Annotated in this window: 24 protein-coding genes and 1 riboswitch; of the genes, 5 read left to right on the top strand and 19 right to left on the bottom strand. The window is 55.3% G+C overall.

What is annotated here, in order from left to right:
* Positions 1-15: 15 nt before the first annotated feature.
* The 3 genes from ptsH to cysZ all read right to left on the bottom strand — a co-directional run bounded on the left by ptsH (position 16) and on the right by cysZ (position 2,570).
* Complete coding sequence (gene ptsH / locus HEP82_RS15495; protein ID WP_015854855.1) at positions 16-273, bottom strand: phosphocarrier protein Hpr; 258 nt, start codon at positions 271-273, stop codon at positions 16-18.
* Positions 274-687: 414 nt separating this feature from the next.
* Positions 688-1,656, bottom strand: coding sequence for a cysteine synthase A (gene cysK, locus HEP82_RS15490; protein WP_192458912.1), 969 nt, complete (start codon positions 1,654-1,656; stop codon positions 688-690).
* Between the two features lie 143 nt (positions 1,657-1,799).
* Positions 1,800-2,570: a sulfate transporter CysZ gene (gene cysZ, locus HEP82_RS15485; protein WP_192458911.1), complete on the bottom strand. Its 771-nt coding sequence runs from the start codon at positions 2,568-2,570 to the stop codon at positions 1,800-1,802.
* 220 nt (positions 2,571-2,790) lie between these two features.
* On the opposite strand from cysZ, the gene zipA reads away from it, so the two are divergent.
* Together zipA and yjeH are read left to right on the top strand one after the other, a co-directional pair.
* On the top strand, positions 2,791-3,747 hold the full coding sequence (zipA, locus tag HEP82_RS15480) for a cell division protein ZipA (RefSeq protein ID WP_192458910.1): 957 nt from the start codon (positions 2,791-2,793) through the stop codon (positions 3,745-3,747).
* Positions 3,748-4,079: 332 nt separating this feature from the next.
* Positions 4,080-5,348 (top strand): L-methionine/branched-chain amino acid transporter, encoded by a 1,269-nt coding sequence (gene yjeH, locus HEP82_RS15475; RefSeq protein WP_192458909.1) that lies wholly within the window; start codon positions 4,080-4,082, stop codon positions 5,346-5,348.
* A gap of 40 nt (positions 5,349-5,388) precedes the next feature.
* On the opposite strand, the gene ubiK is transcribed toward yjeH, so the two are convergent.
* Positions 5,389-5,673 (bottom strand): ubiquinone biosynthesis accessory factor UbiK, encoded by a 285-nt coding sequence (ubiK, locus tag HEP82_RS15470; RefSeq protein ID WP_192458908.1) that lies wholly within the window; start codon positions 5,671-5,673, stop codon positions 5,389-5,391.
* A 158-nt stretch (positions 5,674-5,831) separates the two neighbouring features.
* Positions 5,832-5,994, top strand: a riboswitch (FMN riboswitch).
* Positions 5,995-6,116: 122 nt separating this feature from the next.
* Between ubiK and ribB the strand changes: the two genes are divergently transcribed.
* Positions 6,117-6,770 carry a 3,4-dihydroxy-2-butanone-4-phosphate synthase gene (ribB, locus tag HEP82_RS15465; protein ID WP_192458907.1) on the top strand — a complete coding sequence of 218 codons (654 nt, stop codon included), beginning with the start codon at positions 6,117-6,119 and terminating at the stop codon, positions 6,768-6,770.
* Positions 6,771-7,118: 348 nt separating this feature from the next.
* On the opposite strand, the gene fumA is transcribed toward ribB, so the two are convergent.
* Complete coding sequence (gene fumA, locus HEP82_RS15460) at positions 7,119-8,768, bottom strand: class I fumarate hydratase FumA (protein WP_192458906.1); 1,650 nt, start codon at positions 8,766-8,768, stop codon at positions 7,119-7,121.
* A 710-nt stretch (positions 8,769-9,478) separates the two neighbouring features.
* Positions 9,479-10,156, bottom strand: coding sequence for a DNA-3-methyladenine glycosylase family protein (locus HEP82_RS15455; RefSeq protein WP_192458905.1), 678 nt, complete (start codon positions 10,154-10,156; stop codon positions 9,479-9,481).
* 91 nt (positions 10,157-10,247) lie between these two features.
* Here HEP82_RS15455 and alkB point away from each other — a divergent pair, with 91 nt between their 5' ends.
* Positions 10,248-10,901, top strand: a complete 654-nt coding sequence (gene alkB, locus HEP82_RS15450; RefSeq protein WP_192458904.1) for a DNA oxidative demethylase AlkB — start codon at positions 10,248-10,250, stop codon at positions 10,899-10,901.
* A 33-nt stretch (positions 10,902-10,934) separates the two neighbouring features.
* On the opposite strand, the gene HEP82_RS15445 is transcribed toward alkB, so the two are convergent.
* The 6 genes from HEP82_RS15445 to HEP82_RS15420 all read right to left on the bottom strand — a co-directional run bounded on the left by HEP82_RS15445 (position 10,935) and on the right by HEP82_RS15420 (position 17,564).
* Positions 10,935-12,506, bottom strand: a complete 1,572-nt coding sequence (locus HEP82_RS15445) for an FAD-dependent oxidoreductase (protein ID WP_192458903.1) — start codon at positions 12,504-12,506, stop codon at positions 10,935-10,937.
* A gap of 62 nt (positions 12,507-12,568) precedes the next feature.
* Positions 12,569-12,919: an FMN-binding protein gene (locus tag HEP82_RS15440; protein ID WP_192458902.1), complete on the bottom strand. Its 351-nt coding sequence runs from the start codon at positions 12,917-12,919 to the stop codon at positions 12,569-12,571.
* A gap of 55 nt (positions 12,920-12,974) precedes the next feature.
* Positions 12,975-14,348, bottom strand: coding sequence for an MFS transporter (locus HEP82_RS15435; RefSeq protein WP_192458901.1), 1,374 nt, complete (start codon positions 14,346-14,348; stop codon positions 12,975-12,977).
* A 2-nt stretch (positions 14,349-14,350) separates the two neighbouring features.
* A complete protein-coding gene (gene nrfD, locus HEP82_RS15430; RefSeq protein WP_192458900.1) occupies positions 14,351-15,307 on the bottom strand; it encodes a cytochrome c nitrite reductase subunit NrfD in 957 nt (318 codons plus the stop codon).
* Complete coding sequence (locus tag HEP82_RS15425) at positions 15,300-16,010, bottom strand: 4Fe-4S dicluster domain-containing protein (RefSeq protein WP_192458899.1); 711 nt, start codon at positions 16,008-16,010, stop codon at positions 15,300-15,302. Before HEP82_RS15425 ends, nrfD begins: the two co-directional genes overlap by 8 nt.
* 582 nt (positions 16,011-16,592) lie before the next feature.
* Positions 16,593-17,564 (bottom strand): alpha/beta hydrolase, encoded by a 972-nt coding sequence (locus HEP82_RS15420; RefSeq protein ID WP_192458898.1) that lies wholly within the window; start codon positions 17,562-17,564, stop codon positions 16,593-16,595.
* A 247-nt stretch (positions 17,565-17,811) separates the two neighbouring features.
* Here HEP82_RS15420 and HEP82_RS15415 point away from each other — a divergent pair, with 247 nt between their 5' ends.
* Positions 17,812-18,708, top strand: coding sequence for a LysR family transcriptional regulator (locus HEP82_RS15415; protein WP_192458897.1), 897 nt, complete (start codon positions 17,812-17,814; stop codon positions 18,706-18,708).
* A gap of 56 nt (positions 18,709-18,764) precedes the next feature.
* On the opposite strand, the gene ydfZ is transcribed toward HEP82_RS15415, so the two are convergent.
* The 7 genes from ydfZ to HEP82_RS15380 all read right to left on the bottom strand — a co-directional run bounded on the left by ydfZ (position 18,765) and on the right by HEP82_RS15380 (position 25,002).
* On the bottom strand, positions 18,765-18,995 hold the full coding sequence (ydfZ, locus tag HEP82_RS15410; RefSeq protein ID WP_192458896.1) for a putative selenium delivery protein YdfZ: 231 nt from the start codon (positions 18,993-18,995) through the stop codon (positions 18,765-18,767).
* Positions 18,996-19,151: 156 nt separating this feature from the next.
* Complete coding sequence (locus HEP82_RS15405) at positions 19,152-20,138, bottom strand: LacI family DNA-binding transcriptional regulator (protein WP_192458895.1); 987 nt, start codon at positions 20,136-20,138, stop codon at positions 19,152-19,154.
* A complete protein-coding gene (locus tag HEP82_RS15400; protein WP_192458894.1) occupies positions 20,131-20,898 on the bottom strand; it encodes an MBL fold metallo-hydrolase in 768 nt (255 codons plus the stop codon). Before HEP82_RS15400 ends, HEP82_RS15405 begins: the two co-directional genes overlap by 8 nt.
* The gene (locus HEP82_RS15395; RefSeq protein ID WP_192458893.1) at positions 20,899-21,963 is read right to left on the bottom strand and encodes an ABC transporter ATP-binding protein; all 1,065 of its coding nucleotides are present in this window, start codon (positions 21,961-21,963) and stop codon (positions 20,899-20,901) included.
* Between the two features lie 9 nt (positions 21,964-21,972).
* A complete protein-coding gene (locus tag HEP82_RS15390; protein WP_192458892.1) occupies positions 21,973-22,800 on the bottom strand; it encodes a carbohydrate ABC transporter permease in 828 nt (275 codons plus the stop codon).
* Entirely contained in the window at positions 22,797-23,669 is an 873-nt protein-coding gene (locus tag HEP82_RS15385) for a carbohydrate ABC transporter permease (RefSeq protein ID WP_192458891.1), read from the bottom strand. Before HEP82_RS15385 ends, HEP82_RS15390 begins: the two co-directional genes overlap by 4 nt.
* A gap of 73 nt (positions 23,670-23,742) precedes the next feature.
* Positions 23,743-25,002 carry an ABC transporter substrate-binding protein gene (locus HEP82_RS15380; protein WP_192458890.1) on the bottom strand — a complete coding sequence of 420 codons (1,260 nt, stop codon included), beginning with the start codon at positions 25,000-25,002 and terminating at the stop codon, positions 23,743-23,745.
* Between the last annotated feature and the right edge of the window lie 171 nt (positions 25,003-25,173).

The following is a 25,173-nucleotide window of genomic DNA, read 5'->3' as shown; positions in this document are numbered from 1 at the left end:
AGAAAACAGGCTGTATTACTCAAGCTCAGCCATCAGTTTGACCAGATGCTCAACGGCATTTTTTTCATCTTCGCCTTCGGCGGAGATAGTTACTACAGTACCTTGTGTCAGCCCGAGGGTCTGCAATTTAAACAGGCTTTTAGCGCTGGCACTTTTACCGTTGGACGTAACGTTGATTTCAGAGGCGAAAGCTTTGGCTTCTTTCACGAACTGGGCAGCGGGACGGGTGTGCAGACCATTTGGAGCGGTGATAGTCACTTCTTGCTGGAACATTCTGTTTTCCCCAACTTGTTGCATAAGATTTATATAACGGCACTAAAGTTTAGTGTATGTACCGAACTTTAGCCTGACTGTTAGCCCTGAACGGAGTCAGAGCCGGCCGGGATGCGTGGTTAAGGAAACGTTGCGGCGTCGCCCTGGTCGAAATATCGGCAAGAAACACCTGAGTGATTACGGTTCGCCTTGTGGTGGGTGGATTCGACCCGGCCGTGTCGAATCATCCTGGTAAGACGAGTGCCGCATTTGAGGCATCGGCTGATATTAATTTTACGCATCAAAATAATTGACCGGTTAAATACTAAACCTGCCCCGGAAAAGCAATGGAGAAGTGATATAAAGTTTGAAGTCCGCCACAAAAAAGCACCCAGAAGGGTGCTTTTTTAACCGTGAATTAACCATTCGCAGGGGTTACTGCTGCAATTCCTGTTCGGTAAACAGATCGGCAAACAGGGCGGTACTCAGGTAGCGCTCACCGGAAGACGGCAGAATAACCACGATGGTTTTGTCGGCGAACGCTTCTTCCTTCAACAGATTTAGGGCTGCAGCTACCGCTGCGCCAGAAGAGATTCCGGCTAGAATGCCTTCTTCTTCCATCAAACGACGCGCGGTATTAATCGCGTCGTCATTGCTGATTTTTTCTACGCGATCAATCAGTGCCAGATCCAGGTTCGCCGGGATGAAACCTGCGCCGATACCCTGAATCTTATGTGGGCCAGGTTTGATTTCTTCGCCTGCCAATGCTTGGCTGATAACCGGGGAGTCGACAGGTTCCACCGCAACCGCTGTAATGGCTTTCCCCTGGGTGTTCTTGATATAGCGACTGACGCCGGTCAAGGTACCGCCGGTACCGACGCCGGCAATAAATACGTCAATCTGACCGTCGGTATCTTCCCAGATTTCCGGACCGGTGGTTTTCTCGTGAATTTCAGGGTTGGCGGGGTTGCTGAACTGCTGCAATATCAAATAACGCTGCGGGTCGCTGGCGACGATTTCCTCGGCTTTGGCGATAGCGCCTTTCATTCCCTTGGCGCCTTCGGTCAGCACCAAATTGGCACCCAAGGCTTTCAGCAGCTTACGGCGTTCCAGACTCATAGTTTCCGGCATGGTCAGCGTCAGTTTGTAACCACGCGCGGCGGCAACATAGGCCAGAGCGATGCCGGTATTTCCACTGGTGGGCTCGACGAGCTCAATGCCCGGTTTCAGTAGGCCGCGTTTTTCGGCGTCCCAAATCATGTTAGCGCCGATACGGCATTTTACGCTGAAACTCGGATTGCGAGACTCTACCTTGGCCAGGATACGTCCGTTACCGATACGATTGAGGCGAACCAGCGGCGTATGGCCGATTGTGAAAGAGTTGTCTTCATAGATCTTGCTCATAGCCCGTCCTTAATAACTGTATGAAATTTTTGCGAACGCTAGAGAGAATACTCGTTCGAGACAGCCAGTGAAGTAAAGAATCGCTATATCGTTATGTTCTGAGGAAATATGTTTTCATCATTTTCCTGCATAGTTCGCTCCGATTAGCGTTTATTCGCCGTAGCGGAAAGATGACGATAACGATCAACCCACATAGAGGTTGCAGCGCATACAGCGACCGGCATGATGAGCATATTGAGCAGCGGCACCATGGTGCATAGGCTGATCAGTGAACCCAACTGTAGATTGGCGATTTTATGCTGGCGCAGCGCTTGCCGCATGACCGGGAAACTGATCTTGTGATTATCAAAAGGGTAGTCGCAATATTGCACCGCCAGCATCCAGGCGCTGAACAGGAACCAGATCACCGGAACCAGCGTCTGACCTATGCCGGGAATAAAGTAGAGCAGAACGAGCACCAACGCCCTGGGTAAATAATAGGCCAATTTCTGCATTTCGCGTCGCATGATGCGCGGAATGTCTTTAAGGATATCCAGTAATCCGCTTGAAGGCGGCGTATGGCCGGTCAGACGTGCTTCTAGCTGTTCCGCCAATAAGCCGTTAAACGGCGCTGCGATCAGGTTGGTGATGGTGCTGAAAAAGTAGCTGAATACCAGCAGGATGGAAACCGTCACCAGAGGCCAGATCAGATAGCTGAGCCATTGCAGCCAATCAGGGATGTGGCTCATCAACAGAGGAATCCAGTTTCCCAATTGGTGGAACAGCCACCAGAACGCCGCGCCCATCAACAGGATGTTGACCAGCAAGGGAAGGATGACAAAGCGGCGAATACCGGGAAGGTTGAGCAATTCCCAGCCTTTCATGAAGTAATGGAAACCACTGCGTGAATTATCAACTTGTTGTTTGTGCGTCATTGTACCGTTCTTACCGTGAAAATGCGGGTTACGGCATCATATAGGGATGATTTTCAACAAGCCAGATAGGATTTGTGTGAAAAGTCAGCAAAAAAATGCGCCACGTCTATCTTTATTGTCATAAACTATCGGCCGCGCTTGCACTTGGGTACACAGGCAAATACAGTTAGAGATATGTGTATTTGCCGTAGTGGCAATGTTTGGAATAACCGGGATAGCAATGATGCAGGACCTGCGTCTGATCTTAATCGTTGTTGGCGCGATCGCAATTATAGCACTGTTACTGCATGGTCTGTGGACAAGCCGTAAGGAACGCTCGTCCCTCTTCCGCGATCGCCCTGTGAAACGTCTGAAGTCAAAACGTGAAGAAACGCCGGCTGATGAACCTGATGAAGGCGTCGGCGAAGTGCGAGTGCGCAGCGCACGTACCCATGGCGAACCTTCACTGGGCAGTTATCATCCTCAACCTCCAAGCTCGCAGGACGAGCCTCCATTGTCTCGTTCGCAAGGGGTATCCTCTTCTTCGTCAGGTTACGATCCGTTGCTGGATGCTCCTGAGCCAATCGTCGGCCAACGTGCGACAGCGGAACAGGATTCTCGCGTTATACCGCATTCTGAACCGTCCTATCAGCAGCCGGTTTCGGCACCGCAGGAAACTTTTGCCTCTGCTTATGAGCAGGGTGAGCATAAGCACCCAAATCCGATTGCCTGTGATGAGGCGCCAACTTCGGCGACCGATGCGCTAGAGTCAGTGCAAGAGACCGTGCTGGTGTTGCATGTGGCTGCACATCAGGGCGGCGTCATCGGCGGTGAGTTATTGCTGCAGAGTATTCTTCAGGCGGGTTTTCAGTTTGGTGAGATGAATATTTTCCATCGTCATGTGAATCCATCAGGCAGTGGGCCGGTGCTGTTCAGCTTGGCGAATATGGTTAAGCCTGGGTCGTTCAATATTGACGCGATGTCTGAATTCACCACGCCAGGGGTATCGATTTTCATGATGGTGCCGTCGTATGGCGACGCCAGTCAGAATTTCAAATTGATGCTGCAGTCAGCCCAGCGTATTGCTGACGACATTGGCGGCGTGGTGTTGGATGAAGATCGCCGGATGCTGACCCCGCAGAAAGTGGAAGTCTATAAATCTCGTATCCGGGAAGTGCTGCGGGTTCGAAATAGCTGATGCTGTCGGCGTTTTCAGTAAACCCCCGAAATCGGGGGTTTTTTTATTGCTAACAAAAAGTTACGCACCGTGATAATGCCGGTTAGTCAACCTTTGGTACCCGTAGGATGAGGTGTTGGTGGCTGAATTTCTCCAACTCAATCACTGAGCCTTATGTTCTGTGAGCCTAGTCGCCAACCGGTTTGTTTTGACCCTGGGTTTTACGGTTTCAGGGTCGGCGAGGTTTTTAGTTTGCTCCTGTGGCGTGAGTTCAATATCGCCTTTTATGTAAGTGGATTTTATTGAATCTGATTGGCGCATCGGCAGAGGTTAATTCACTATTGTCGTGGAGAATGAGAGGGGGAAATGTGGCGGGAAAGGCGACATTAAAACAAGAACTAGGATTGATTCAGGGGGTTGGGCTGTTATCCACCTCATTGTTGGGAACCGGTGTTTTTGCCGTGCCGGCGTTGATTGCCGGTCAGGCCCAGGGCGAAAGCCTGTGGGCGTGGCCATTGTTGATTACATTGGTATTCCCGGTGGCGATCGCTTTCGCTGCGCTGGGACGGCACTTTCCTAATGCGGGCGGTGCTGCTCATTTCGTGCACTTGGCGTTTGGCCCGCGGTTAGCCCGAGTTACCGGGTGGCTGTTTCTGTCAGTGATTCCCGTCGGGTTGCCTGCCGCCATGCAGATCGCATCAGGATTCTGGCAGGCGGCGTTTGGTTTTTCCTCCTCTGGGTTGCTGGCGGTACAGTTGCTGACGCTAGGCGCCATCTGGCTATTGGGATTACGCAGTGCCGGTTCCAGCGCAATGGTTCAGACGTTAATTGCATTGTTGGTGGTAATGCTGGTCGTCGCCATCTGGTGGAAGGGAGGCATCCAATTCTCGCAGATCCCCTGGATTGCCGTAGCAGATATTGATACGGGAAAGATGCTGGGCGCGTTGTCGATCATGTTCTGGTGTTTCGTTGGGCTGGAGGCGTTTGCGCATCTGGCGACCGAATTCAAATCACCGCAGCGCGATTTTCCACGCGCATTGTTGATCGGCATGCTACTGGCCGGTGCAGTTTACTGGGGCTGCACGGTGGCCGTGCTTCACTTCGATGCTTATGGCCCGCAGCAAGCGGCGACGGCGTCTTTGCCCGGCATTGTCGTCAGTCTGTTCGGTGAACAGGCGCTTTGGGTAGCCTGTATCGTTGGTTATCTGGCTTGTTTTGCCAGCGTGAACATATACACGCAAGGATTTGCTCGATTGGTATGGTCACAGGCGCCGGAGAATAGCGCGTTGGCTCGGCTTTCTCGCGGTCGGGCTCCGGTCAATGCGTTATCGGCCGTCGTCTGCTGCTGCTTGTTGTGTTGTCTGATTATTTACTGGGTTGGTCTGCCGTTGTCTGAGCTTATCGTCTATGCCAATGGCATTTTTATTCTTATCTATCTGTTGTGCATGATGGCGGGATATAAGTTGCTGAAAGGGCGATCCAGAATAATGGCTGGTGTGGGAAGCCTGCTCTGCGTGCTGTTGCTGCTAACGGTGGGAGGAAAATCGCTGTATGCAGTCGGCATGTTGGCGGCGTTATGGTGCCTGCTACCGTCAGGGAAACACGCCATGGTGGCGAAATAACCGGACTTCGGGCAGAGCCCATCGCTCTGCCCAGTTGTAATCACTGCTGTTCCGGCATGTGCTGGGGAACGGTGTCGCTGTTGGCGGCTTTGGCTTCAAGTGTGGCCATTCGTTGTTCCAGCAGCGCCAGTTTTTCGCGCGTGCGCAACAGTACCTGTGTTTGTACGTCAAACTCTTCGCGACCTACCAGATCCAGCTTGGTTAACTGCGATTGCAGTATCTGGCGGATTTTTTTCTCCACATCTTCACCAAATTCCCGAATGCCCTTTGGCATGGCCTCCTGCATCTGGCGCGCGATTTGCTCTATTTTCTTGGGGTCAATCATGACACTTTCCTGCACTGTTTGACGGAGTCGTTCGTGGCGTAAGTGTAATGCCTGCTCTGTATCCTATAAACAAAAAGTGATGGCTTTTCTTGATATTTTGCGATCTAGAGCGCTGCTTGTTGATTGCCCGGTCAAGTTATTAGCGCTATAGTGGACACGTTTATTCTCAGGGCGGGGTGTAATTCCCCACCGGCGGTAAACCAGCTCTTGATACAAGGCTGGAAGCCCGCGAGCGCTCAGATTGCTTCGGCAGTCTAGAGGTCAGCAGATCCGGTGAAATTCCGGGGCCGACGGTTATAGTCCGGATGGGAGAGAGTAGCGGTATCTGTCAGGTTTCGGCCTGCCTGCGTTATTTATTTTGTTTCTGCATTTCTGATGCAAGAGCAACTCCTCAAGTCCGCCCTGATTCTGGTAATCCATATTAACAGTGAGGTTTTTTTACCATGAATCAGACATTACTTTCCGAATTTGGTACTCCTTCCGAACGTGTTGAACGTGCGTTGGACGCATTGCGCAACGGTCAGGGTGTGCTGGTGCTGGATAATGAAGATCGTGAGAATGAAGGCGACATGATCTTCTCCGCCGAGCATATGACAGTTGAACAAATGGCGTTAACCATTCGCCACGGGAGCGGTATCGTCTGCCTATGTCTTACAGAGGAACGCCGTCAGAAACTCGAGTTGCCGATGATGGTGGAGAATAACTCCAGCCACTATCAGACCGCATTCACCGTAACGATTGAAGCGGCCGAGGGCGTTACTACCGGCGTGTCTGCGGCGGATCGTCTGACGACTATTCGAACCGCTATTGCGGATGATGCGCGTGCCAGTGACCTGAACCACCCTGGCCATGTGTTCCCGCTGCGGGCGCAGCCTGGTGGTGTACTGGTGCGCGGCGGCCATACCGAAGCGACTGTGGATCTGATGCGTCTGGCTGGTCTCAAACCGTTCGGTGTGTTGTGTGAACTGACCAATGACGACGGTTCTATGGCTCATGCACCTGAAGTCGTCACTTTTGCTAAACAGCATAATATGCATGTGCTGACTATTGAAGATCTGGTGCAGTATCGTCTGGATATCGAGCGTAAAGCCAGCTGATTGAGGCTGCTACCAAATACAAAAGGGCCGTTAAACGGCCCTTCGTCGTTTCTGGCATCGCTTTGATGAGGCTGTTTTATACCCGCAGGATGGTAAGTCACAACGTATGTTTTTATACCGAGAGGGCAAGATCCAGGCTGGTTTAGGTAGAACGTAATGTTGCGGCAGGATGGTATGGGGCAATGAGAGCGGTCAAGCAAGGGGCGGCAGCCAAATATTTTTCAGCTAAATTCCGATGTCGGCGAAGGAACTGCAATACTCTCCTTTGCGTTTCTCCGCCTGACCGGATTTAACAGTTTTACATTCGACTGCGGCCCCTTATCCGTCAATCATGATGATGCATTAATTTCAGTGCCCGGTGCAGCTGGCGCACTTCTGAGACTGAATCACCTGGAAGAAATCGTTGCCCTTATCATCGACCAGGATAAAGGCCGGGAAGTTTTCCACTTCGATTTTCCAAATCGCTTCCATACCCAGTTCCGGGTATTCCACGCAGGTCAGGCTCTTGATGCTGTTCTGTGCCAAGATCGCTGCTGGGCCGCCGATGCTGCCGAGGTAGAAACCGCCGTGCTTATGGCAGGCGTCAGTCACCTGCTGGCTGCGGTTGCCTTTCGCCAGCATGATCATGCTACCGCCATGCGACTGCAATAGATCTACATAAGAGTCCATACGGCCGGCAGTTGTCGGGCCGAGTGAGCCAGAGGCGTAACCTGTTGGTGTTTTGGCTGGGCCAGCGTAGTAGATCGGATGATCCTTCACGTATTGCGGCAGCTCGCCGCCGTTGTCCAAAATCTCCTTTAGCTTGGCATGAGCAATATCGCGAGCCACGATGATAGTACCGTTCAGCGACAGACGGGTTGATACCGGGTATTGCGACAGCTGTTTGAGGATCTCTGCCATCGGCTTGTTGAGATCGATGCGAACAGCTTCGCCTTCGCCTGCCTGACGCAGATGTTCCGGAATGAATTTGCCAGGGTTCGCTTCCAGCCGTTCCAGCCAGATACCATCACGGTTGATTTTCGCCTTGATGTTACGGTCGGCGGAGCAGGAAACGCCCATGCCCACCGGGCAGGATGCGCCATGGCGCGGCAGGCGGATCACCCGGATATCGTGAGCGAAGTATTTGCCGCCGAATTGAGCGCCCAGGCCCAGATTGCGGGCTTCTGCCAGTAGTTCCTGTTCCAGCGCCACATCGCGGAAAGCCTGACCGTGCTCATTGCCTTCAGTCGGCAACTCATCGTAATAATGGGTCGAGGCCAGTTTGACGGTTTTCAGCGTAGTTTCTGCAGAAGTACCGCCGATAACGAACGCGATATGGTACGGCGGGCAGGCCGCCGTGCCCAGCGTGCGCATCTTGTCGACCAGATAATGGGTCAGCTTACCTGGGCTCAATAGCGCCTTGGTTTCCTGATACAAATAGGTTTTGTTGGCGGAGCCGCCACCTTTAGCGACGAACAGGAATTTGTACTCGTCGCCTTCAGTGCTGTAGAGGTCGATCTGCGCCGGCAGGTTGGTGCCGGTGTTTACTTCTTTATACATATCCAGCGCGGCGTTCTGGGAATAGCGCAGGTTGTCTTCAATAAAGGTGTTGTAAACGCCGTGGGACAAGGCTTCGGCATCATTGCCGCCAGTCCAGACGCGCTGGCCTTTCTTGCCGACGATGATAGCGGTGCCGGTATCCTGACAGGTCGGCAGTACGCCCTTGGCGGCGATGTCCGAGTTGCGCAGAAACTGCAGCGCGACATACTTGTCGTTTTCACTGGCTTCGGGGTCGTTCAGAATATCAGCCACTTGCTGTTGGTGGGCTGGACGCAGTAGAAAAGAAGCATCGTGGAATGCCTGCTGAGCCAGCAAAGTCAGCGCTTCCGGCTGAATTTTCAGGATATCCTGACCTTCAAACTGAGTGACGGAGACAAAGTCGCTGCTGATAAGACGATATTCGGTTTGGTCTTTGCCTAATGGGAAAGGCTCTTGGTAATAAAAGGGTTTATTCGACATTTTTTCTCTCACTTGCCCGCATAATTGAGTGATTAATCAGGTCTTATATTTCCTGGCTATGGCTTTTGCACAGGCATTATTCCCGAGTGCTGCCACTATAGCGCCGGTAGCAAAAGCAATAGACACCAACATAGTATGGCTTTATCACTATGATCACCATGTTGGCAGGTCACATTATTTTTAATCCTGGTCATGTTTTTATGGAAAATTTTCCTGAAAATGCTTGTCGTTACAGATAGCTGCGAAGGGCTTAACCAGTAATAAACATACTAAAATATTTATTTAATTTAATTAAGTAAAAATAAGAAGCGAGCCAGAGTGAAATTAATAACCTTTAAATAATCAGGGGTTATTGCATGAGTATTCTTATTGTTATTTGAATTAAATAGTCAGGTTCGACGAGGTATATATCTCCGCCATACTTCAAGTTGCTGGTGCATGGGTTTTATTACTGGGCCATCTATGGGCCTCGCCGTTTTGGGGCTGTAGCTCGCAGCGTTCAAATTCGTTCCCGGCAGATTTGGCCTTTATCCGTATCACATACTGCAGTCAGATCATCGCGATTTACTTGCTTGCCGCGTGACAAGGCTCTGTATACGCCTGGTCCTAAAAAAGCCCACGTCTATGGTGTTCAACCGCGCAAAGCGGGTGCCCTGCAACGGGAATGATTGTGGGGTATAGGAGCCGATGCGCTTCGCTGCACTGCACACTCAGGCACCGCGCAGCGAGGCGCGGAATTCCGCATAATCCGGCATGTGGGGAATGCGCCACAGGTACCAGGCCGCCAACGTGCGGTAGGGCTGACAAGGCGCGCTCAACGCCAGCATTTCCTTGCGGCTCGGGTCGCTCGGCAATTGGTAGAGGTAGCGAAACCCCTGTCGGATACCAAGATCATCAACCGGCATGATATCCATCCGCTCCAATGTATTGATTAGCAGCATTTCCACCGTCCAACGCCCGATGCCGTGCAGCGTGCATAATTGTGTGATGAGCGTGTCATCATCCATGAGGGCGGCGCTGGCGCGATCCGGCACCAGCCCGCTGATCGCACCGCGGGCGATAGCTTGTACCGTATCGATCTTGCGGCTAGAGAAACCACACTGGCGCAAATGCTCCGACGGGCACTCCGCCAGTTGCGACGGCGAAGGGAAGCCGGTTTCCTCCATCGCGAACTGTTTTTGCAGTTTAATGATGATGGCAGCGGCCGCCCGGTTGCTTAACTGCTGGCTGGCGACAGCCCGAATCAATGCTTCGTAGGGTTGCTGACCAGGGCGGCTGGCAAAACGAATATGGCCGACGCCGGCGATCAGCCGCTCCCAACGATCGTCGATGGCGGCAAGATGAGAACGTGCAAGATTTTCGTCAAACGGAGCATAGTATGTCGTCATTGGCGGAGATCCTCGGAATTTAACGGCAATGGGCAAACAGCATCGTGCTGGAGTACACTGGATGGTACTGGTTATTTATTCAGGAGTCGCCATGAATTTGGATCTGTTTGCCGACGAACCGCCTGAATGCGGCACCGAGAGTTTGACGGAAGGTGCGGCGATCCTGCGCGGATTCGCCTGGGCTGACGCGGGAGGGCTACTGGCGGAGATCGCGCGGGTCGTGCAGTTATCGCCGTTCCGTCACATGTCGACACCCGGCGGCTATACCATGTCGGTGGCAATGAGCAGCTGCGGCCGGTTCGGTTGGGTCAGTGATGCGCAGGGATATTGCTACACGCAACAGGATCCGTTGACCGGGCGGCCGTGGCCGACGATGCCGGCGTGTTTTTCCGCGTTGGCTGGCGCAGCCGCTTCTGTGGCTGGGTTTACTGATTTTGTGCCGGATGCGTGTCTGATTAATCGTTACGTGGTGGGCTCAACGTTGTCGCTGCATCAGGACAAGGACGAGCAGGATCTGGCCCAGCCCATCGTTTCCGTTTCGCTGGGGTTGAGCGCCGTATTCCTGTTTGGCGGGCTGACGCGCAGCGAACCCTGCCAGCGTAAGATGCTGTCCCACGGCGATGCAGTGGTGTGGGGCGGCCCGGCGCGTCTTTGTTATCACGCTATTTTGCCGTTGAAAAGCGGGCCGCTGCCGACCGGTATGTCGGATGAAGTCCGCTTCAACTTAACTTTTCGCAAGGTGTGAAACGTCCCCCGGCGGGCGGGGGACGGCAGGCCGTTACTTCTTGGTGAAATGGATGTAATCGAGGGCGTTTTCCCCTGCCATGCGGCCGGAATTGAGCGCAAAGCCGAAGGTACCGCCGCCCAGCAGCAGGTCGTAGGTATCGCCGTACATACCGGCGGCATCATTGCCGGTCACATACAGGCCGGGAACCGGGTTGCCATTCGGGCTGACCGCTTCCATTTTCTCATTGATCTTCACGCCGCCGAGCGTACCAAGCGCCGCCGGCATCATCTTCACGGCATAGAATGGGCCTGTTTTAACTGGGCGCAAATAGTCCATGTTTTTATTGAAGATTTCATCGCGTTTCTGAGCCGCGTAGCGGTTATTGTCCTCAACGGTGCGTTTCAGCACGGCTGGGTCAATCCCCATCTGTTTGGCCAGATCATCAAGGGTGTTGGCTTTGAAAACAAAGCCGCGGTTTTTCTGGCTTTCTTTGGCGAACTCGTCGTCAAATTTCACCAGTTTGGTATTGGCGATAACCCATTCGCCGATCGGTACGTCGATACCGTCGTTGACCACATGTTTACGGGTTTCATCGTCAAATACCGAGTACATGACGCCGCCGGCTTTGGACAGCGCGTTACCGGCGTGCGGCCAAATAATGACGATGGATTCATCGGTGAAGCGGCGTCCGGTCTTGTCTACCCACAGATAAGGCTGACGAGCGGCGGCCAGCATCTGGGAGTTGGGCGCGTAGTCCGGCAGGCCGGGGCGATACGCCTGAACGACGCCCATACCTTCTTCCTTGGCGCCGGCTTTCCACGACATTTTGATGCCGTCGCCATCTTTACCGACGTTGCCCACCATGATGGTGTCCGGTACCGCAACGTATTTCTGCAGCATCTCTTTATTATTGGCATAGCCGCCGGTGGCGATAATCACTGCTTTGGTATCGATCTGGAACGGTTTGCCGTCACTGCCTTCCGCGATGACGCCGGTAATTTTGCCGTCCTTCATCACCAGGTCTTTACCCGCGGTTTTTACCAGCGTTGTCACCTTCATGTTTTTGAACTGTTCATGGAACGTCTTGATCAGGTGGCGGCCGTGGCCGGGGCCGTCGATAACGTGCCAGGTCAGCATCCCGCCCGGCCCGCCGGGGCCGATGTATTCAAATTTAATGCCTTTGGATTTCACCCACTCGATGGTATCGGCGGAGCGGTTCACGAAGGTGCGCACCACATAAGGGTTGGCCATCCAGTGGCTGTATTCCATGATGGTCTTGAACGCCATGTCGGGCGTAACCACGATCCCCTGGCGTTTCTGCATCGAACTGTTGGCGGCGAAGATACCTTCCGCGAAATTGCCGGTGCCCCCGACGACGGGCTGTTTTTCCAACAGCACGACGCTGGCGCCTTTCTCTGCGGCCGCCATGGTTGCAGCGGTGCCGGCGGCACCCGCGCCGATAATGACGACATCAGCGCTTTTAGGGATGTCGACCGGTTTGGCCGCCTCGGCGTTTTTCGCCGGTTCAGCCGCAGATTCGGCTTGCCCTGCAGCCTGGGCGGACGTGATTCCCAGAACGGAAAGGCACAGAGCCGCAAGGAGTTTTTTTCGGTATTGAACCATATTATTTTCCTTTTATTTTATGCGTGGAATGACGCCCCGAAAACCGGCGCGTCGCCCGGTATTTATTGCGCTTTGGCTTGCGCGTAGGCTGCCTGGGAAGCCTCATGTACCGCGCCGCTGGTCATGGTGGCGCCGGAGACGCCATCAACGTTGATGGTCTTCTTCTCCGTCATGGTTTTCGCCAGCTCTTTGGCGGCTTCGCCTCCCACTTCGGGGGTTTCGTCAGGCGCATTGATCGTGGCCTTCTGCACTACGCCTTTCGCGTCGATTTCCAGAGTAACCGTCACGTCGCCGCCAATGCCTTGTCCGGTGGCTGAGTAGGTGCCGGCTTTGAACTGACCAGCGTCTTCCGCGACTGCCGCACCGGTGATCAGCAACAGGCAACCCAATAATTTCATGGAACTTTTCTTCATAACGCGCATTCACTCTGTTTAGTGGATATCATCAACAAACGGGAAAACGCACCGGCTAGGGCGGCAACAACGTTTTCCCTTCTTCGTGGCTGAGGTGGCGAAACAACAGACAACTCAGCGGTAATCCCATGCCAGGCAGCAGCAACAGCAGGCTGAAATGGTTGATATTCAGTACGGGTTCCAGCCGGGAAAACAGGCGTAGCGCCGGAAAGGTCAGCGCCATACTGAGCATGACGGCGATCAACTGGCTGAGAATCATGATGTTGTTGCCGCTGTTGTAGGTATCGTGGTTCAGATGGCTGCAAGCCAGCGTACTTTCCGCCGAGTGCAGCAACGCGGTCAGCACACCGATGCCGACGGCACAGCCGCCAATCATCGGTAGCCAATGCCGCTGGATGGCGATACCGAGGGCCAGAACCAGTAAGGAAGCCAGTAATGTGGCGTAAATCAATAGGTTGCGGTATCCCAGCCAACGGATTAGCGGCTCGAACATCAGTTTGGCCGTCAGTGCGCCGGCAGAAAACATCAGCATGATGAGCCCGGCGGTGGCTGGCGGCAGGCCCAGCGAGGTCTGGATCACCAGCGACATCACCACCGGCAGCGAGGCCAGCAACAGCCGGGTGAGCACGCCGCCCCAGACGCCGACGTAAAACGAGCGGATGCCGAACAGAGACACCGGCAGCAGGGCTTCGCGCCCCGGCAGATCGCTGCGCAGATAGAACAGGGTGCAGAGAATGCCGGCCAACCCCAGCAGCGCGATGACCGGCATCGACAACAGGTGTCGCGGCGCCGCCACCAGCAACAGGGTCAGCGTCAGCAGGATGCCGACCAGCGGCAGCAGGCTGCGTATCCCAACCCGACGTTCGACACGGCCGATATCCGTCGGCAGCGTGCGCCACGCCAGCCATAAACACAGCAGCGACAGTGGAACGGGAACGATAAAGATCGCCCGCCATGATAGCCAGTCGGTCAGCAAGCTACCCAGCAGTGGGCCGGCCAGCGTGCCGAACATACCGAGCAGGGTCATGCGGTTGAGGAACGACAACTGAGCATCGGCGGGGGTATATCTCAACACCTGCGTGCGGATCACCGGCAGCAGCAAGGCGCCGCCGGTTCCCTGAATAACGCGCCCCAGCCCAAGATGGAAGGCTGAGTCGGCGTGAAAGCACAGCAATGCGCCGCCGGTAAAGAGCGTTAACGCAACCAGGCAGGTGCGGCGCTCCCCCAGGTGCTGGCTCAGCCAGCTGTTGATAGGCGTAAAGGCCACGACGGTGATGATGTAGGCCAACACGATCGGCTCCATGTGCAGTACCGGCTGATGCAGCGATCGCGCCATTGCCGGCACGGCGACATACAGCATGGTGGTATCCAGCGACTGCATGAAAAATGCAGTGGATGCCAGCCAGAAAAGCGCACGGGAGCCGTTCATGGTCAGGCCACCGTCATCTGCCCGGCGTACAGTACGAACAGGCGCAACAAGAACACGCCCAGCAACGTCAGGCCGGCGGCAATCCGCGGCAGGTGCGGACTACTGCGACGTAGTGCCGGCAGGCTGCCCGCCGCCAATGGCGCCAGCATGCCGATGCCGATAATCCCGATCCAGAACACGCCGCCCCAGAAGCCGCTCAGCGCCACCTGCGCCGCCACCGTCTTCTGGCCGCCGCCCAGCAGCAAACCGATGAAGAAAGCGAACAGCAGGAACAGTTCGATCAGCGCGATCGGTTTTTCCAGCGCATGCAGTAGGTGCAACGTTTGCGGGCAGGCGCGGCGGCAACGCGCCGATGTGCCGACCATCATCAGCACCGCGACCCCGGAGGTGACGCCGGAGACCAGAAACAGCACCGGCAACACCGGATTATTCAGTAACGGAAAGGATTTCAACGCCGAGAGCAGGAAACCGGTGTAACAGCCGAGCAATAACGCCAGCACCAGCAGCAGATTTTCCACCGGTCTCATGCTGCGGGTCACTCGCGTAACGATGCCGTTCAGCAAACCGTGCAGGGCGCCCGGCAGATGGCGAGCGCTCCAGGCCAGCAGCGGTTGTTGGTACAGACTGGCCAGCCACAGGAACATCACCAGCATGTACACCTGAAACAGCATCACTCCCAACGACATAATGGAACCGGGGTTATAGAAGACCATCAGGTACCAGAAGGTGACGGGGCGGGCGAGGTGAAATATCAGGATCACCAGCCCGACGATCACCGACAGCGGCGCGACGATCGCCGTGGCGGCAATCAGCGGGTTGGCGTGCTGGTTCTCCGCGGGCAGATAGCGCCGGAACAGCAGTGTCAGCACCATCATGCCGGATGAGATCCCCACCAGCAGCAGGTAGACGGCAATCGGCCAGTCCCAGACCAGGGAACTGAAATGGAAGGCGTTATGCATGTTCGGTGTCTCCGTATTTACCGGGGATGCGATACAGGTTCGGGCCAGTGCCCAGATAGACTTTGGAGCGGTAGATAGGGTTGCTCTTGATCATCTTTGAGATGTCGCTTTCCGGGTCGTTGAGATCGCCGAATACCAGCGCCTTGGTCGGGCAGATTTCTACGCAGGCCGGTCTTTTGCCGGCGGCCAGATTGGTTTCCCGGCAAAAATTGCATTTGTCGGCGGTGTTCGTGACCGGGTTGATGAAGCGCACATGATAAGGACAGGCGGCGATGCAATAGCGGCAGCCGACGCAGCGCTTATCGTTAACGTCCACAATGCCGGTTAACGCATCCTTAAATGAGGCGCCGGTCGGGCAGACCGAAACGCAAGGCGGGTTATCGCAATGCTGGCAGGATTTGCGGAAAAACTGTTTGATGGGTTTGCTGTTGTCGGTGGCGGGGATATCCACCGTTTGCAGAATTTCCAGCCGGGTGACGCCATCGGGAACCTGATTGGTTTTTTTACAGGCCGTCACGCAAGCCTTGCAACCGATACAGCGCAATTCATTATGCAACATGCCGTACTTGACGGGGCGCGGGCCGCTCGTGGCTTCGGGTGTCGCCGGTGCGGTGGCATCCGCCACGGCCAGGGGGCTGTTGCCGGAAACCATCATCGCACTGCCCATAATGGCAATAAAACGGCGGCGGGTATAATTCTCCATAAAATAACCTTCCAGATAATAATGTAGCTTGAAGCAGTATCTCTGAATATTTGTGCCGTTAATGCGCAGCGAATAAAACGCAATCGAAACGAGTTAAAAGCACGTATAACGACTCTGTAGTAGACAGCCAATTATTTTATTGGTGTAAAAATGGCTTTGTTGGAATGTCACATTCTTCCGGAATAAATAATTATTTAAATAGGGTGCGTTAATTAGGTTTATTGGAACATGTGGCTGTATCGATAATATGTGTTTTAAGTCACATTTAATTTTTTGTAATTCCAGATAAAAATAATTGCAAAAAACGATAATTGTTTTCGATCATATAATGAATGTTTCTGAATAATAAAATATGACGTCTTGGTGTAAATAATTGTGGAGGGTTAATGTTGTTATTTTGATGCGGTGGCAAAATTACATAAATATTTAAATGATGCGTTATGACTTATCTCAATTTCACTGCGGGAAAATATAAATAAAATCGGATTAAGCCGGGGAATGCTGTTTTTTTGTTATCGCAATGATAGCAATCATGACTTTCGGGTTGCGCGTAGATTGACGCAACCCGAAAAAACGTGCCGATTAGTGTTTCAAATGGCGATTCAGAAAGGCGATCGTCGTTTGCATGACTTCCGGTTGCAGCCAGTAAATACCACCGTGTTCAGCGCCTTTTACCCGATAGTAACTGCTTTCGATCCCTTTCTCGCGCAGCGCCTGATGCAGACGTTCGGTCTGGTGGGGCGACACGACGGTATCGGCGGTACCGTGCATGATCAGGTATGGCGGCGTCGCTTTACTGATGTAGTTGATGGGATTGGCGGCAGCAGCTTTTTCCGGGAAGCGGGTGATGGGGCCACCTTCATTGAAGACCGACGTCCCGTTGACCCAGATAGCTTCGGTCGAGGAGGCGGATGCGTGTTTCTGCACTACATTGTCCGGGAAGCCTTCGCCCACCCGCGTCAGGTCTGACAGGCCGTAAAAATCGATGACTGCTTGTACATCGCTGTTCTGATTAAGGTTTTCTCCTTTATCGAACTGTTTGTCGCCGTTGGTGGCGCCGGCAAATGCCGACAGATAGCCGCCGGCGGAGGCACCGAACACCGCGATGTGACTGGCATCGATACCGAATTTACCGGCGTTGGCGCGCAGAAAACGAATCGCGGATTTCACATCTTCCAGCGGCGCCGGGAACATAACCGTCGGCGCTACGCGATATTCCATGCTGGCGACCACGTAGCCTGCCTCCGCCAGTTGCACGCGCTGCTGAATATAGTTGTCTTTATTGGCATTGATAAAGCCGCCGCCGGTAATAAAGAGCACCGCGGGCTGCGGCGCTTTGGCTTCCGGCTGTAGGATATCCATTTTCAGCGCCACGTTGGCATAACCGCGCATCGGCACCTGAGAGTAGACGACGTCGGAAATCAGTTTGACCACCGGCAGACGCGGTGTAAACGATAACTCGCGGGTATTGTCCGTCGTTTGGGCATAAGCCAGCCCGGTACCGACGGTAAAAACAGAAGACAGTAGTATGGCCTTGAAGGTAGGATGATTCATGCAAGGGTCCTTCGTATCATTGTTATTTGGGTAAATGTTATTAACAGTTTTGTTATTTTATTAACCGATGAATTACATTGCCGCTAAAAATAGGTTTGTTGTTGAGGAAACTATTTTTCTATGCATTCATCGGCAATGAAGTATTATGTTTATCATGGGGGAAAAGAATACAAATGTGCTTAAACTCACAACAGAATTTTTGCTTTTCAATATAATTACTATTCGTTAATGCTATAAATAAATATCTATGATAAGTATAAAGCGTATTCTTTATTATCATGAGCTGGTGAGACATGGGAGTTTCACCCGAGCGGCTCAATCTCTCAATATCTCTCAGGCGTTTCTTTCGCAGGAAATATCCAGGCTTGAACAGGAGTTGAATAATAAACTGATTAACCGCACGACCCGACAATTTTCCCTGACGGCCTTTGGTGAGGCCTTTGATGAAAAGATCAACCCGCTCATCAGGGAGTATTATGAGGTTGAGCAATTCGCACAGTCGTATGAGGAAAGCTCCGATGGCACGCTGTTAGTGGGCGTGATCCCGGTGTTCAATCGCCTAAAATATTACGATCTGTTGACCCAGTTCCAGCGTCATTACCCCAATATCGAGCTTGCCTTTATCGATGGTGTTAGCAGTGATCTGCTGGAAAAGGTACGCACATCGGAAATTCATGTTTCGCTTTCCACCCCGTTTGAAGAATATCTCCAGGATCCGCTGTTTAATCATTCCGTATTTCTGGAAGACGATTTGGTGGTCGTGATGGCGAGCGGGCATCCATTGGCGGCGAACCCGGTGTTGTCTCTCAGTCAACTGGCGGCGGAACGGCCGATGGTACCGCAGAAGGGGACGGGGGAGTATGCGGTAGTATCGTCGGTGTTCGCTCGCGAAGGGTTTGGGAATACCTGTTACCGGGAGTGCAGTAACCTCGATATCATCATGGATCAGGTGATGCACCATGCCAGCGTGGTGTTTCTTTGCGCTTCCGTCGCATCGAGCTTGAAAGGCCACGACATTGAAATCCGGCCGGTGAGCGTGCCGATTAAGCGTACTTTTGCCGTCAGCTATCTGAAGCGCAGCGCCAGCATCCCGATGGTGCAGCGTTTTCTGGAATTTATGGAACTGCACTCTCCGGCGAAGTAGTCATCGGGCGACGGATTATCGCCCGATGGCAGGGAGAAAGATGAAATCAGGCGGGGTCACGCATGGCGGCGAGGCTCGCCCAGGTTACGCCCCAGCCGCATCAGTTCTTCCGGCGCAAAGTAACCCTCGACGCCTTTCAGTTCGACGCATTTCGCCAGACGCACCTGATCGCGCGTGAGGTTGTCGGCGTGGATGGCCGCAATAGTGCCCACCCGCCGTGAACCGTTCAGCATGACCTGACAGCCGGTGTCGAGTGGATTTCTGTACCTGTCATACGCTATGTACATCGTAAGCCTCCTTCGTTTAACCACAAAAATCGTCCCTGATCCTACTGCGGCTATTCCATCGGTACCAAGACCGATGGCTGTTTTATGCCATATTTCTCTATCCAGGCCGCTGTTGGTAACGTCGTGAAGTAAAAACCGCCCGGTGGCTACACATCGTTAACGCACGATCAGCGTCGGTGTCATCCGTACTGTTGCCCCGGTGGGCGAGTTGCCGCTCAGTACCCGCTTTAGATGGTGGATGGTTTGCGCGACCAACTGTTCCACCGGTTGACGCACCGTGGTCAGGCGATAGCCTTCCCATGCCGCCTGCGGGGTATCGTCGCATCCCACCACCTGGCACACCTGGCCGCCATTCAGACGTAGGGCATCCAGTGCGCCGAAGGCCAGCGCGTCGCAAGCGCAAAACACGCCCTCGATGTCCGGGTGTTCGCGCAGCAACCGGCGCATGGCCTGATAACCGCTGTGGTAGGCATAGTCACGGTTTTCCATCACCACCGGTGCCGACAGCCCACGCTGAGTCAGGCCGGAGCGAAAGCCCGCCAGCCGTTCCAGTGACGCCTGTCCATCTTGCCGGCCACCGATGTAGGCCAGCTGCGTCAATCCCTGCGCACCCAGATATTCCGCCGCCAGTTCGCCCGCCATACGGTTGTCGGACAACACCGCCGTGACGGTCTCCCGTTTATCTTCCCGGCCCATCAGCACCATCGGCAACGCCAGTTCCAGACAACGCTCGGTGGCTTCCTGCGACAGGCTGCCCGCCGAAATAATGGCGGCCTCCACCTGCCAGGACAGCGCTTGCTGCAGCCGGGCGCGGATATCGCATTGTTCGGTGACATGCACCAGCATCGGCACCAGCCCCTGTTGTTGCAGCGCCTGCGTCAACAGGCCGAACATCCAGGGCTGGAACGGGTTATCGAATTCACCCATCACCACCGCCACGATGCCGGAGCCTTGACGGCCGGAATTGACCAACGCCCGTGCTAGCTGATTAGGCCGGTAGCCCAAGGCATCGGCCGCTGCCAGCACCCGCGCACGGGTAGATGCGCTGACTTTACCCGGCGCGGAATAGGTACGGGAGACGGCGGATGTCGACACCCCGGCGTATTGGGCGACGTCAATCGACGTGATGCGCTTTCTATTCATGCCAGTTTCCCGGTTGGCGGTGCCACTGCCCGGCGAGGCAGTACGCGCGATCGCCCTGTTCCGCCAGGAAGACGTCGGGTGCTGTCGCGGTTGCCGGTTTAAACGCGGCGCGTTGCGACTGTTCGATGTGGTACAACCCCAGCAACGCGCCCGCTTTACGCGACAAGGTTTGCGTCAGCGGCCAATTGCCGTGATACGGGTTGGGATCCTCCGACAGCGAAAAACACTCCACCAGCGCCAAGTCTGCCTGCGCCATCAGCACCGCGGCTTCCGGCGTCAACTGTCCGTCTCCGCTATAGAACAGGCTGCCCTGGCGTCCCTGCAACCATAACGCGCGGTTGGGAACCGAATGCCGGGTTGCGGCGGTTCGGCATTGCCATGGGCCGAGCTGCGTCAGTGTTTCACTCTCCAGCCAGTCGATCGGGAACAGCGGTTTGGCCGTTGGCCAGAAGGCGAAATCTGCCAACTGCTGTAGCTGAGGCTGTTGCCGACGCGGTGCGATAATGCGTAGCGGCGCAGTACGCCCGCAGGACTCGCACCAGTTGAGCCAGGTCGTCAGGCCGAGTGCGTGGTCGGGGTGGCAGTGGGTAAAATAGACGGCGTCGATGTCATCAGCGGCTAAGCGCCGTTGCCACAGCGCCGGCGGTACCGTGGGGCCGCAGTCGATAAGTAGGCTGAAGCCCGCTTCCGTCACGCGAATAGCCGCATTGACCCGGCGGCAGTCGTAGGCTTCGCCACTGCCCAGAATATCCAGCTCCATTTAGTGCTCCTGCGTCTGACGGTGAGTGGTGGGGAGGTCGGGCAGGCGCATCCCCTCGGCATCGAACCAATGACAACGCTCAGGCGCGACCTGTAACGCCAGTTGGCTGCCGGTATGCGCGGGGTGACGGCTTTCTACCACCGCCGTCACGCCCGGCTGATGAATAAAATGACCATGCAGGTGATACAGCGCGCCGAGGTTTTCCACCAAATCGACCTGAAAAACGCCGCCGCCCGGTTTGATCTCGAACGCATCCGGCCTTACGCCGAGTGTGACGGCGCGGGGATCCCGTGCAATGTGTTGTAACCACGGCAGCGCCGGTTGTTGCGGCGAGAGCGGGAAGATGTTCATTTCCGGCGTACCGATGAACCCCGCCACAAAGGTATTGGCGGGCTGGTGGTACAGCGCTTCCGGTGTGCCGACCTGGGCTATCCGACCGTCGCGCAACACCACGATGCGATCAGCCAGCGTCATGGCTTCCACCTGATCGTGGGTGACGTAAATCATGGTCGCCTCCAGTTGTTGGTGCAGCGCCTTGATTTGCACACGGGTGTGGGTGCGCAGTTTGGCATCCAGATTAGACAGCGGTTCATCAAACAGGAACAGGCGCGGTTGACGAACGATGGCGCGGCCGATGGCTACGCGCTGACGCTGTCCGCCGGATAAGGCCGCCGGTTTGCGTTGCAGCAATGGCGTGAGTTGCAGCATATCGGCCACCTGGCGCACCTTTTCGTCGATGCTCTGACGCGGCATGCCCACCATCTTGAGGGCGAAGCCCATGTTGTCCGCCACGGTCATATGTGGATAAAGTGCGTAGGACTGGAACACCATCGCCATTTCCCGGGCGCCCGGCGGCTGGCGGGAAATATCCCGGCCGTCCAGCAGAATCTGGCCGCTGTCTTGTTGCTCCAGCCCGGCGATGGTGCGCAGCAACGTGGATTTTCCACAGCCCGACGGGCCGACGAAGACCACCAGTTCGCCGGGGCGAATATGCAGATCGATGCCATGCAGTACCGGCTGCTTGCCAAACTGTTTGGCGATCTGATTCAGGCGTAATTCACTCATTGGCGAGTCCTATTTCTGGCCGGCGGCAAAGCCGCGCAGCAAATAACGTTGAACATATCCCGCCACCAGTAGCACCGGCAGCGACGACAACAGCCCGATCCCCATCAGCTCGCCCCAGTAGGTCTGGTTTTCGGTCATAAAGTTGGCGATGAACAGCGGCAATGTGAACTGCTGTGGGGTTTGCAGATACAGCAGGGCGAACAGAAATTCGTTCCAGGCGACGATCAGCGTAAAGATCGCCGTCGCCACCAGGCCGGGAGCGCAGACCGGCAGCACGACATACCGCAGGCGTTGCCACAAGCGAGCGCTGTCCATCACCGCCGCTTCTTCCAGCGCGATCGGCATATCGCGCACAAAACTCAGCAACATCCAGATGCAGAACGGCAGGGTATAGACCTGATACGCCAGCATCAGCCCGGCCAGGCTGTTGAGCAGGTGCAGCGCTTTGAGCAACGAGTAAAGCGGGATGGCCACCACCATCGGCGGCATCATCTTGACCAGCAACACCAGCAGCAGGAAAAAAACGTCCAGCCGGGCGGGAAAGCGGTGGCGCGCCAGCGTGTAGGCGGCGAGAAAGCCCGTTAACAGCGAGAGTGCCGTGGCACCTGCGGCCACCAGCAATGTATTGAGCAGCCGGGCTAAGGCACCGTTTGCCAACAGGTTGCGCAGGGCGTCGAGCGTCCACTGCTGCGGCCAGAACGGGCTTGCCAGGCTGGAGAATTCAGCGCCGGATTTGAAAGCGGCGGCCAGCATCCACAGAATCGGCAGCGTAAAAAACAGCAAGGCCAGAGCGAGTGCGGCGGCGCGCAGCAAGGACAACCAAAGCGGTAGTTTCATGCGGCTTTCTCCTTGCTGAGCAGTTGCCAGGCGTAGATCAGGCTCATGGTGCCCGCCACCAGCAGCATGACCACCGCGCCGGCGCTGGCGAGCCCAAGATTGAAGAATTTGAATCCCTGCTGGTAGATGTAGAGCGACAGGGTTTCGGTGGCGTAGCCGGGGCCGCCGCCGGTCAGGGCATATACCTTGTCGAACAGCTTGAAGGTGTCGATGGAGCGTAAAAGCAGCGCCAACATGATCGGTTGGCGGATCAACGGTAGCGTGACGTACCACAGACGTTTCCAGCCGTTGGCGCCGTCGCTTTGCGCCGCTTCCAGCACCTCTTTGGGGATCGCCTGCAGGCCGGCAAGAATGATCAGCGTGGCCATCGGCGTCCACTGCCAGATATCCACCAGCATCAGGGATGGCAGCGCCAGTCGCGGGCTGGAGAGCCACTGTTGCGGCATCAATCCCAATGCAGTCAGGCAGTTGTTGAGCAGGCCGAAGTCGTAATGAAACCAGACGCGCCAGATGGCTGAGCACACCAGCGTGGAGATCATCATCGGGTAGATCAACAGGCTTAGCACCCATTGACGACCGGGGAAATGGCGATAGAGCAGTAGCGCCAGCAGTACGCCAAGCAGTACCTGTAATAGCGAACTGCCGACCGAGAACAACAGCGTGTTTTTTAGGCTGGTGGTGAAAAACCAGTCGGCGAACAACTGGCGGTAGTTGTCCAGACCGATCCAGACATGGCTACCGGCGGCGTAATTCACCTGGTTGAAGGAGTAAAACAGCATCTGACCGATAGGGTAGAGGGTCAGCAGCAGCAACAGCGAGGCGGCGGGCATCAGCAGCAGCCAGCGTTGCCAGCGGGCGTCGAAATGCATGGGAATTCCTTGAGCGGGCGGGAGGCAACCCGCCCGGCAGCGGTGATGTCAGTGCTGGTTATGCCAGCGTCTGTTATTTCAATACCTGAGCGATCTTCTGGTTGGCCTGCTGCAATGCCACTTGCGCGGGCATTTGATCCATCAGCGCCAGTTGCAGATAGTCGCCGAGGATGCTTTCCACTTCCTGCCAGTTGCGGATGCGCGGACGCGCCTTGCCTGCTTCCAGCGCGGCCAGTTGCGCCGGGTACCAGCGATACTTCTGCACCACCTGTGCATCCTGATAGACACTGCGGCGCGTCGGCGGCAAGCCCAATTCCAGCGCCAGCGCTTTCTGGTTTTCGGCGCTGGTGAGGTAGCTCAGGAATTGTTGCGCCAGTTCGCTATGCGGGCTGTTTTTGGCGATAGCCATCTGCCAAATGCCGAGCATCGGCGATGGGCCGACGGCCTGGCCGGGCGCGGGTTGCAACGTCATCTTGCCGACGACGTTGGATTTGGTTGCATCATCCAGCGTGGCGGCCCAGGCCGGCCAAACCTCGATAGCCATCGCCGCTTTGCCTTGTTCCATGGCCTGGCGGACATCGGCGGCGTTATAGACGTCGACACCGGTCGGCGCGAATGCCTTCAACGCTTTCAGGGTATTGAGCGCCTGTAGCGCCTGCGGGGTATCCAGGGTCGCCTTGCCGTCTTTTATCACGTCGCCGCCATAGGCCCACAACATCGGCATGAAGCCGGATACGATCGGGTTGCCCTTCATGCCGCGAAAGACCACGCCGGCCATGCCGGGTTCATGCTGTTGCAGTGTTTTGGCGTCGTTCAGCACCGCATCCCAACTGGCGGGCGCGTTAAGTTGGTACTTGTCGAACAGATCCTGACGGTAGGCAAACATCGCCACGTTGCCGACCACCGGCAGGCTGTAAGCCGGGCCGCTGTTTTCCGGCACGCGGGAGACGTTCAACACCGCCGGGATGAAGTCCTTGCTTTGCACGCTTTCCGGCAGCGGTTGCAGCCAGCCGTTGCCGGCAAATTCTGGGCTCCAACTGTCGTCCATCAGCATTAAGTCGTAGGCGGAAGCGTTCTCCCGCAGGGAAATTACTAGCTTTTCATACAGATTGGCGTAGGGCAGTTTCAACAGTTCGATCTGTTTATCGGGATGCTGTTGCTGAAAGCGAGCAAGCGTGCTGTCGAGCGCTTTGCCGTAGATGTCATCGCGTCCGGCGATAACCAGATCCGCCGCCTGGGTTGCCAGGCTGCAGACCAAACCGGTGGCGAGCAGCAAGCGGGAAAGGGTTCTCTTGGTGAAAATATGCTTTGTTAGTGAGCTTTTGCCAAACATGGTGTGCGCCTTTTATCGGGAGTGCATACGTTTGCACAGGCGACATCTTTGGCGACGGTGATGACAGCAACATGAAAAGCGGATGAATAATCCGAGACGAAACCAGTAGAAACCACCGATAAGCGCTTGGCGCGACGGCACCGCTATCGTTCCGCCAACCGATAGGCTGGC

The sequence above is a fragment of the Musicola keenii genome (genome assembly GCF_014855505.1).
GTDB classification, from domain to species: Bacteria; Pseudomonadota; Gammaproteobacteria; order Enterobacterales; family Enterobacteriaceae; genus Musicola; species Musicola paradisiaca.
Note: the sequence above shows the minus strand (reverse complement) of the source record. Positions and strands in the feature narration are given on the sequence as shown.

What these genes read in the sequence shown, in the direction of transcription:
- nrfD (WP_192458900.1), bottom strand. Translation starts at nt 15,307, where the DNA reads ATGCATAACGCCTTCCATTTCAGTTCCCTGGTCTGGGACTGGCCGATT.
- ribB (WP_192458907.1), top strand. Translation starts at nt 6,117, where the DNA reads ATGAATCAGACATTACTTTCCGAATTTGGTACTCCTTCCGAACGTGTT.
- HEP82_RS15385 (WP_192458891.1), bottom strand. Translation starts at nt 23,669, where the DNA reads ATGCATTTCGACGCCCGCTGGCAACGCTGGCTGCTGCTGATGCCCGCC.
- ubiK (WP_192458908.1), bottom strand. Translation starts at nt 5,673, where the DNA reads ATGATTGACCCCAAGAAAATAGAGCAAATCGCGCGCCAGATGCAGGAG.
- fumA (WP_192458906.1), bottom strand. Translation starts at nt 8,768, where the DNA reads ATGTCGAATAAACCCTTTTATTACCAAGAGCCTTTCCCATTAGGCAAA.
- cysZ (WP_192458911.1), bottom strand. Translation starts at nt 2,570, where the DNA reads ATGACGCACAAACAACAAGTTGATAATTCACGCAGTGGTTTCCATTAC.
- HEP82_RS15415 (WP_192458897.1), top strand. Translation starts at nt 17,812, where the DNA reads ATGATAAGTATAAAGCGTATTCTTTATTATCATGAGCTGGTGAGACAT.
- HEP82_RS15420 (WP_192458898.1), bottom strand. Translation starts at nt 17,564, where the DNA reads ATGAATCATCCTACCTTCAAGGCCATACTACTGTCTTCTGTTTTTACC.
- alkB (WP_192458904.1), top strand. Translation starts at nt 10,248, where the DNA reads ATGAATTTGGATCTGTTTGCCGACGAACCGCCTGAATGCGGCACCGAG.
- HEP82_RS15380 (WP_192458890.1), bottom strand. Translation starts at nt 25,002, where the DNA reads ATGTTTGGCAAAAGCTCACTAACAAAGCATATTTTCACCAAGAGAACC.
- yjeH (WP_192458909.1), top strand. Translation starts at nt 4,080, where the DNA reads ATGAGAGGGGGAAATGTGGCGGGAAAGGCGACATTAAAACAAGAACTA.
- HEP82_RS15395 (WP_192458893.1), bottom strand. Translation starts at nt 21,963, where the DNA reads ATGAGTGAATTACGCCTGAATCAGATCGCCAAACAGTTTGGCAAGCAG.
- HEP82_RS15400 (WP_192458894.1), bottom strand. Translation starts at nt 20,898, where the DNA reads ATGGAGCTGGATATTCTGGGCAGTGGCGAAGCCTACGACTGCCGCCGG.
- ptsH (WP_015854855.1), bottom strand. Translation starts at nt 273, where the DNA reads ATGTTCCAGCAAGAAGTGACTATCACCGCTCCAAATGGTCTGCACACC.
- cysK (WP_192458912.1), bottom strand. Translation starts at nt 1,656, where the DNA reads ATGAGCAAGATCTATGAAGACAACTCTTTCACAATCGGCCATACGCCG.
- HEP82_RS15455 (WP_192458905.1), bottom strand. Translation starts at nt 10,156, where the DNA reads ATGACGACATACTATGCTCCGTTTGACGAAAATCTTGCACGTTCTCAT.
- HEP82_RS15405 (WP_192458895.1), bottom strand. Translation starts at nt 20,138, where the DNA reads ATGAATAGAAAGCGCATCACGTCGATTGACGTCGCCCAATACGCCGGG.
- HEP82_RS15435 (WP_192458901.1), bottom strand. Translation starts at nt 14,348, where the DNA reads ATGAACGGCTCCCGTGCGCTTTTCTGGCTGGCATCCACTGCATTTTTC.
- HEP82_RS15390 (WP_192458892.1), bottom strand. Translation starts at nt 22,800, where the DNA reads ATGAAACTACCGCTTTGGTTGTCCTTGCTGCGCGCCGCCGCACTCGCT.
- zipA (WP_192458910.1), top strand. Translation starts at nt 2,791, where the DNA reads ATGATGCAGGACCTGCGTCTGATCTTAATCGTTGTTGGCGCGATCGCA.
- HEP82_RS15445 (WP_192458903.1), bottom strand. Translation starts at nt 12,506, where the DNA reads ATGGTTCAATACCGAAAAAAACTCCTTGCGGCTCTGTGCCTTTCCGTT.
- HEP82_RS15425 (WP_192458899.1), bottom strand. Translation starts at nt 16,010, where the DNA reads ATGGAGAATTATACCCGCCGCCGTTTTATTGCCATTATGGGCAGTGCG.
- HEP82_RS15440 (WP_192458902.1), bottom strand. Translation starts at nt 12,919, where the DNA reads ATGAAGAAAAGTTCCATGAAATTATTGGGTTGCCTGTTGCTGATCACC.
- ydfZ (WP_192458896.1), bottom strand. Translation starts at nt 18,995, where the DNA reads ATGTACATAGCGTATGACAGGTACAGAAATCCACTCGACACCGGCTGT.